The organism is Saccharopolyspora sp., assembly GCF_017434145.1.
Lineage (GTDB): Bacteria > Actinomycetota > Actinomycetes > Mycobacteriales > Pseudonocardiaceae > Saccharopolyspora_C > Saccharopolyspora_C galaxeae.
In genome coordinates, this window is sequence record NZ_JAFRFW010000877.1 from 1 (window position 1) to 6,334 (window position 6,334).

A 6,334-nucleotide genomic window follows, 5' to 3' on the forward strand; every position below is an offset into this window, starting at 1 on the left:
CCGCGGGCGCGGCCGAGGATCTCGACGCGCGTCCCGGCGACGAAGTGACTCTCAACGGCCAGCGGCTGCGAGTCGGCGGTGTCGCCGGAGACGCATCGTTCAGCCACACGCCGGTGATCTGGACCGGCCTCGCCGATTGGCAGCGCCTCGCGCCCGGCGGTTCCGACGAGCACGCCACCGTCGTCGCGCTGAGCACCAGCGGGCAGGTTCCGCTGGCGGCGACCGACGCCCGGCTGGGCACCCACACCCTGTCGCGTTCGGATTCGCTGGCGGCGATCGGGTCCTACTCCTCGGAGAACGCTTCGCTGCAGACGATGCAGGCGTTCCTGTTCGTGATCGCCGCGTTGGTGGTGGGAGCGTTCTTCACCGTCTGGACCATCCAGCGCAGCCGCGACGTCGCGGTGCTCAAGGCGCTCGGCGCGACCACCGGCTATCTGCTGCGCGACGCGCTGGGCCAGGCCTTGATCCTGCTGGTCGGCGGCACGGCGCTGGGCACCGCGATCGCCGCCGGTCTCGGAGCGCTGGCCGCGGGAACCGTGCCGTTCGTGCTCGACGCGGGAACCGTGCTGCTGCCCGCCGTGGTGATGATCGTGCTCGGCGCGCTCGGCGCTTCCCGCTGACCCGCGCATCCCGGCCTCCGAGGAGATCTCAGACCATGAGCCTGCACCTTTCCGGCATCACCCTGACCTACCCCGACGGCGACGGGTACATCACCGCGCTGGACCGGGTTTCCCTCGACGTGCCCAGCGGCACCGTCACCGCCGTGGCCGGGCCGTCCGGTTCCGGCAAGTCGAGCCTGCTGGCCGTCGCCGCCACCCTGATCACGCCGGACTCCGGCTCGGTCGTCATCGACGGCACCGCCGCCACCGGTCTCGGCGCGGCCGGGCGCGCGGCGCTGCGGCGCGGCCGCATCGGGATGATCTTCCAGCAGCCGAACCTGCTGGACTCGCTCACCGCCGCCGAGCAGATCGAGGTGATGGCGCACCTCGACGGCCGCTCCCCGCGCGCCGCGCGGGGGCACGCCCGCGAACTGCTCGACGCGGTCGGGCTGGCCGACCACTCGCACCGCCGTCCGCACCAGCTCTCCAGCGGGCAGCGCCAGCGGGTCAACATCGCCCGAGCCCTGGCCAACGACCCGGCGGTGCTGCTGGTCGACGAGCCCACCAGCGCGCTCGACCACGAACGCGGAGCGGCCGTGATCGAGCTGCTGCTCGAGCTGACCCACCGCACGGGAGCCGCGACCGTGCTCGTCACCCACGACCGGGCGTGCCTGGGCGAGGTCGACGACCTCGTGGAGGTGGTCGACGGGCGCGTGTTCGCCCCGGAAACGGCCACGACGGCCCTGCACACTCGCTGAACATCCGGGAAACGAGATGAAGAAATCCTACTACGCCGCACTCACCTACATGATCCTCGGTCTGGTGGCCGGGGTGTACTACCGCGAAATCGCCAAGGCGCACGGATTCACCGGGGAAACTCAGCTCAGTGTGGTGCACACGCATCTGCTCGCGCTGGGAATGCTGTTCTTCCTCATCGTGCTGGTGCTGGAACGGACGTTCCGACTCAGCGCGAACCGGTGGTTCGCCCCGTTCTTCTGGTTCTACAACGCGGGGCTGGTCGTCACGACCGGTGTTCTGGTCTACCACGGCACGTCGACCGTTCTCGGCGGGACGACCGGTGCGGCCGTGTCCGGAATCGCCGGGCTCGGGCACATCCTGCTGACCGCGGGCCTGGTGTTCCTGTTCATCAACTTGCACGGCCGCGCGATCGGCGGACGGGCCGAGTCCGCGTCGACGCCCGGGTGACCCGGCCACGCGAATTCCCAATCGGCGACTCAGCACGATCAGACCGGCATATTTCCCCACTCCCGCAAAGGAGAATGACGATGTTCTACGCCACCAACCGGCTGCACGTGCCGCCGGACAAAGCGCAGGATTTCGAGGAGCAGTTCACCGGCAACATGCGCAAATACCTGCCCGGAGTTCCGGGCCTGCGGCGCAGCACCCTGCTGCGCCCAGCCGCCGCCGGCGAGCCGTACCTCTCGATCAACGAATTCGACACCGAAGCGCATTTCCGCGCCTGGGTCGATTCCGATTCGTTCAAGCAGGCGCACGCGCGCAACAGCGGCATGGTCCGGAACATCACCTCGAACCAGGTGGAGACCTTCGAGTCCGTCGAGGTGCTCTGAGTCCGCGGGGCCGCCCCGATCCGAAGCGGGGCGGCCCGCCGCTGAGGCACGGCATCATTGCGCACCGGCGCTGCGCACCCGAACCCGACGACCACTCGTTCAGTCGCTGGTCACCGACGTCCACCGACTGCAATTCTGCGGAAGACCCGACAACGAACCACCCGCGGAACCGCACGGGCGATCGGGGCCCGGCGTCGGCGTTGGGGGTGCTTGCCGCGTGCCGAGACCTGCCACCAGGCCGGTGCTCGCGATCAAGAGCAAGTCGGGCGAGCTGGAGGCCGTGTCCAACGAACCCGCCACGCACGTCCAGGTCATGATCGAACTCCTGCCGGGCGTGCTGCCGGAGGGCCCAATCGGCAAGCAGGTCCTGAACGTCGCCGTGGACGCGGTCGCGGAGGGCAACCCGGTATGGCTCGACACCACCTGGCTGCCCGCCGGTAATGCCGCCGCGAGCACGCCCACCCCGGTGCTCACCGATTTCGACGGCGTTCTCGACGAGATCATCCAAGAGATGATTCCGGGCCACGACGAGCCGATCCTGCTCCCGGTCGTCGCGGCCGATGCCGACGACCGGCGACTCCGCGCGATGCGCGAGTTCCTCCAGCACAAACCCCGTCCCGTGGTGGTGCGCGCGCGACGCGCAGCACCGGCCGATGTCGAGCCGTGGGCGCGGATCGAGCGAATCGCCACCGCGCTGCGAATCGGGGTGGAGGACCTGCACCTGGTCTTCGACGAGGGCTACCTGCCATCCGTCCCGGACCACCGCGTCGAGGCCCTGGGCAAGAACATCACCGGATTGAACGCTCGCCACGGCTGCGCGTCGATCACGGTGCTGGGCGGCTCGATCCCGAAGGAGCGCACCGGCTTCGTCACGCGCACCCGCGAACGAACCGAGATCCGGCTTTGGAAGAGCGCACGGGCCGACTGCGACGGCTCCCTGCGCTACGGCGACTACGGCGTCGTCCACCCCGTCCCGCGATCGAAGACGAAGGGCTCGGGCGCCCCGAACCCCTACCTGCACTACACCGTCCCCGGAGGCGTGCTCTCGTTCGCACGCCACGTCCCGGACCGCAACGGCCGCGCCTTGCCGACCGGCGCTGCCGAGCGGTTCTTCCGGGATGTCGCCGAAGAACTCGTGCGGCGGCCGGAATTCGCCGGGCCGAGCTTCTCCTGGGGTGACGAGAAGCTGTACTCCTGCCGGGAGAACCCGGCCATCCCGATCGGCCGTGCGGACAAGTGGATCGCGCTGGCCACCTCGCATCACCTGGCGCACCTGTCCAGGGACATGGACGCGAGCTGAACCGCGTCCGCTGCGCGGAGCTATCGCTGCGCACCGCTGACATGCAATGCCGAAATGCAGCGCGGTATACGGCCGTGCTCCGGCTGCCCCAGTAGGTCGCGGGGCTGCGCAGCGGCGCGATGAACACCCGCACTGAACCGGCCGAGATCACCGACACCGGGCCGTTGGTCGTGCTCGCCGCGAGGGGCTTGGAAAGCCGCGAGCTCTCACAGTTCGAGGGTCAGTTTCGCGCCGCGGGCCCGGGAGCAGCACGTCATCATCTTGTCGTTGCGGCGGCGTTCGGTCCGGGTGAGCACGTGGTCGCGGTGATCGACCTCGCCGTCGCGGACCGAAACCTCGCAGGTGCCGCACAAGCCCTGCTCGCAATCGCTGGGTACGTCGACATCGGCCTCGCGCAGCGCGGCGAGCACCGAGCGGTCGGCGGCCACTCGGACGGTGCGGCCGGATTCCGCGAGTTCGACGTCGAAGGCGTGCTCGTGGGCGGGATCGAGCGCACCCCGATCGGCCTCGAATCGCTCCACGCGCAAAGCGTTCTGCGGCCAACGGGCGGTCGCCGTTTCGAGCGCGGCGAGCAGCCGTTGCGGGCCGCAAGCGTAGATCTGGGTGTCCTCGCGCGGATCGGCGAGCAGTTCGTCGACGTTCAACCGCCCGCCCTGGTCCGAGCAGTGCACGGTGAGCCGATTCCCGTGATCGCGGATGAGCCGGGCCAGCAGCACCATGGCACCGGCTGATCTGCCGCAGTAGTGGATTTCGTACTCGCTGCCCGCGCGCAGCGCCTCATCGGCCATCGCGATGATCGGCGTGATGCCGATGCCTCCCGCGATGAACACGTAGTGCCCGGCATCCGGTTCGAGCTTGAAGTTGTTGCGGGGGCCGCGCAGGTTCAGCTCGTCGCCGACGCGGAGCCGGTCGTGGACGTACTCCGATCCTCCGCGGCCGCCGGGTTCGCGGAAAACCGCGATCTGGTACCGCGTCCGGTCCGCGGGATCGCCGCACAACGAGTACTGCCGGGACATCCCGTTCAGCTCGATGTCCACATGCGCGCCGGGTGACCACGAAGGCAGCGGTTCCGCCCTGGCGTCGACGAGCGTGATCCGCGCGATGCCCGCGGCGGCTTGCTCGATCGACTCGACCTCGACGGGCCGCGTGATGGTGCGCCGGGGCGGTTCGCCGATCGTCACCGGCCGCGAATTCCGGGCCGTGCCGGGATTCGCGCGCTCGGGGTTGTCTCGCGGATCCCATCGCACCCGGACGTGCTCCGGGCCGCGGAAGGAGGTGTTGGGCAGGTAGTGGAACCGCTGATCGGGAACGAGTTCCAGGTGCGGCAGCCGGGTGGTGATCTCCTCCAGGAAGATCTGCAGTTCCATCCGGGCGAGGTTCTTGCCCATGCACTGGTGGCTGCCGTAGCCGAAGGTGAGGTGATCTCGCGCGTTCTCCCGCCGGATGTCCACCTCGTCGGGGTCGTGGAAGTGCCGCTCGTCGTGGTTGGCCGAGGAGTTGACGATCAGCAGCTTGGCGCCTTCGGGAACGGTCACGTCGCCGATCCGGGTCCGCGCGGTCGTGATGCGGCGCCAGGCGGCGACCGAACCGGAATGGCGCAGGCACTCCTCCACGGTGTTCGGGATGAGCGCGGGGTCGGCGCAGATCTCCCGCCACGCGCCGCGGTTTTCCAGCAGCAGCCGGAACGCGTTCGCCGCGGCGTGCGCGGTGGTCTCGTGCGCGGCGACGATCCCGGCCATCATGATCGAGTGCAGGTAGGAGTCGGTGATGACCTCGGGCAGCCGCTGCTGCATCCGGATGGCGTAGGGCATCCATCCCGGTCCGGACGGGTCCTTGCGCAGCTTCTCCAGCACCTCGCCCGCATACTGCCAGAACTTGCCGACCGTGTCGGCCACCGCGATCTGCTGCTCGGGAGTGGGCCGTCCCCAGGTGTTGACGGTGTGCGCCACGGAGTACTCGCGGAGCTTGTCCATGTCCTCCTCGGGCACGCCCAGGAAGTGCATCGCGACCGTCAGCGGACCCTCGTAGAGCAGTTCGTCGACCAGGTCTGCCTCGCCGGTGTCGATGAAGCGGTCGACGCGCTCGCGGACCAGGCGGCGCACCACCGGCTCTTGCTGAGCCAGCGCGGCTGCGGTGAACGGCTCCATCAGCGCCCGGCGACGCGGCATGTGCGCCGGTTCGTCCTCGTTCACCAGCGTGCGGGCCATGGCGTAGTCGTGGCGGCGCAGCACCTCGGTGGCTTCCGCGGAGACCGGCGTGATCTTCTCCAGCGCGATCGACGGGGAGAACCGGATGTTGTCCTGGAAGATCGCCTTGACGTCCGCGTAGCGGGTGACCACCCAATAGCCCAGAACGGGGCTGTAGAACACCGGCTCTTCGGCGCGCGACCAGCGCAGCGATCCCGGCGGGTCCTGCTGGTAGGCCTCGCCGAACGGGTCGAACGAGCGCGCCTGCGCGGAGCAGCCGTCCTCCGGCGGCACCGGTGGTGGCTGCGCGAACGGGCACTGGGTGGCGGTCCGGCTGTCCGTTCCGCCGTTTTCGCTGGGGCTGGATTCATCGATCTGCATGTCTTCAACACCTATCCAGCGGATGTGCGCACGGCAACAATTGTATGGACCGGGACGCACATGGAGGTGCCGTGGGCGAAATGTCTCAGGATTCCGGCAACGACGGGCGCGCCGTCATCGGACTGCACGGGTGGTTCGGGTCGGCGACCGCGTGGCAGCCGCTGGCGGCCCACTTGGAGAACTCGCAGTTCGGTTACCACTTCATGGACTTCCGCGGGTACGGCTCACGGGCCGGTGCGTCCGGCCGCTTCACCATCGCGGAAGCGGCCGCGGACGTGC

General features: G+C 69.3%; 7 protein-coding genes. 6 read left to right on the forward strand and 1 reads right to left on the reverse strand.

Translation table 11 applies throughout. The features are described from left to right. The 5 genes from IJH84_RS23825 to IJH84_RS23845 all read left to right on the forward strand — a co-directional run. On the forward strand, nt 1-620 hold a 620-nt coding region (locus IJH84_RS23825), incomplete at its 5' end, for an ABC transporter permease (protein ID WP_295149261.1). A 35-nt stretch (nt 621-655) separates the two neighbouring features. Continuing rightward, complete coding sequence (locus tag IJH84_RS23830) at nt 656-1,357, forward strand: ABC transporter ATP-binding protein (protein WP_295149264.1); 702 nt, start codon at nt 656-658, stop codon at nt 1,355-1,357. Between the two features lie 16 nt (nt 1,358-1,373). Continuing rightward, the gene (locus tag IJH84_RS23835) at nt 1,374-1,805 is read left to right on the forward strand and encodes a DUF2871 domain-containing protein (RefSeq protein ID WP_200072874.1); all 432 of its coding nucleotides are present in this window, start codon (nt 1,374-1,376) and stop codon (nt 1,803-1,805) included. A gap of 80 nt (nt 1,806-1,885) precedes the next feature. Continuing rightward, entirely contained in the window at nt 1,886-2,188 is a 303-nt protein-coding gene (locus IJH84_RS23840) for an antibiotic biosynthesis monooxygenase (RefSeq protein WP_200072875.1), read from the forward strand. A gap of 217 nt (nt 2,189-2,405) precedes the next feature. Continuing rightward, nucleotides 2,406-3,488 carry a hypothetical protein gene (locus tag IJH84_RS23845; RefSeq protein ID WP_295149272.1) on the forward strand — a complete coding sequence of 361 codons (1,083 nt, stop codon included), beginning with the start codon at nt 2,406-2,408 and terminating at the stop codon, nt 3,486-3,488. A 206-nt stretch (nt 3,489-3,694) separates the two neighbouring features. On the opposite strand, the gene IJH84_RS23850 is transcribed toward IJH84_RS23845, so the two are convergent. After that, complete coding sequence (locus IJH84_RS23850) at nt 3,695-6,055, reverse strand: cytochrome P450/oxidoreductase (RefSeq protein WP_295149275.1); 2,361 nt, start codon at nt 6,053-6,055, stop codon at nt 3,695-3,697. Nucleotides 6,056-6,135: 80 nt separating this feature from the next. Here IJH84_RS23850 and IJH84_RS23855 point away from each other — a divergent pair. Further along, on the forward strand, nt 6,136-6,334 hold a 199-nt coding region (locus tag IJH84_RS23855), incomplete at its 3' end, for an alpha/beta fold hydrolase (protein ID WP_367269086.1).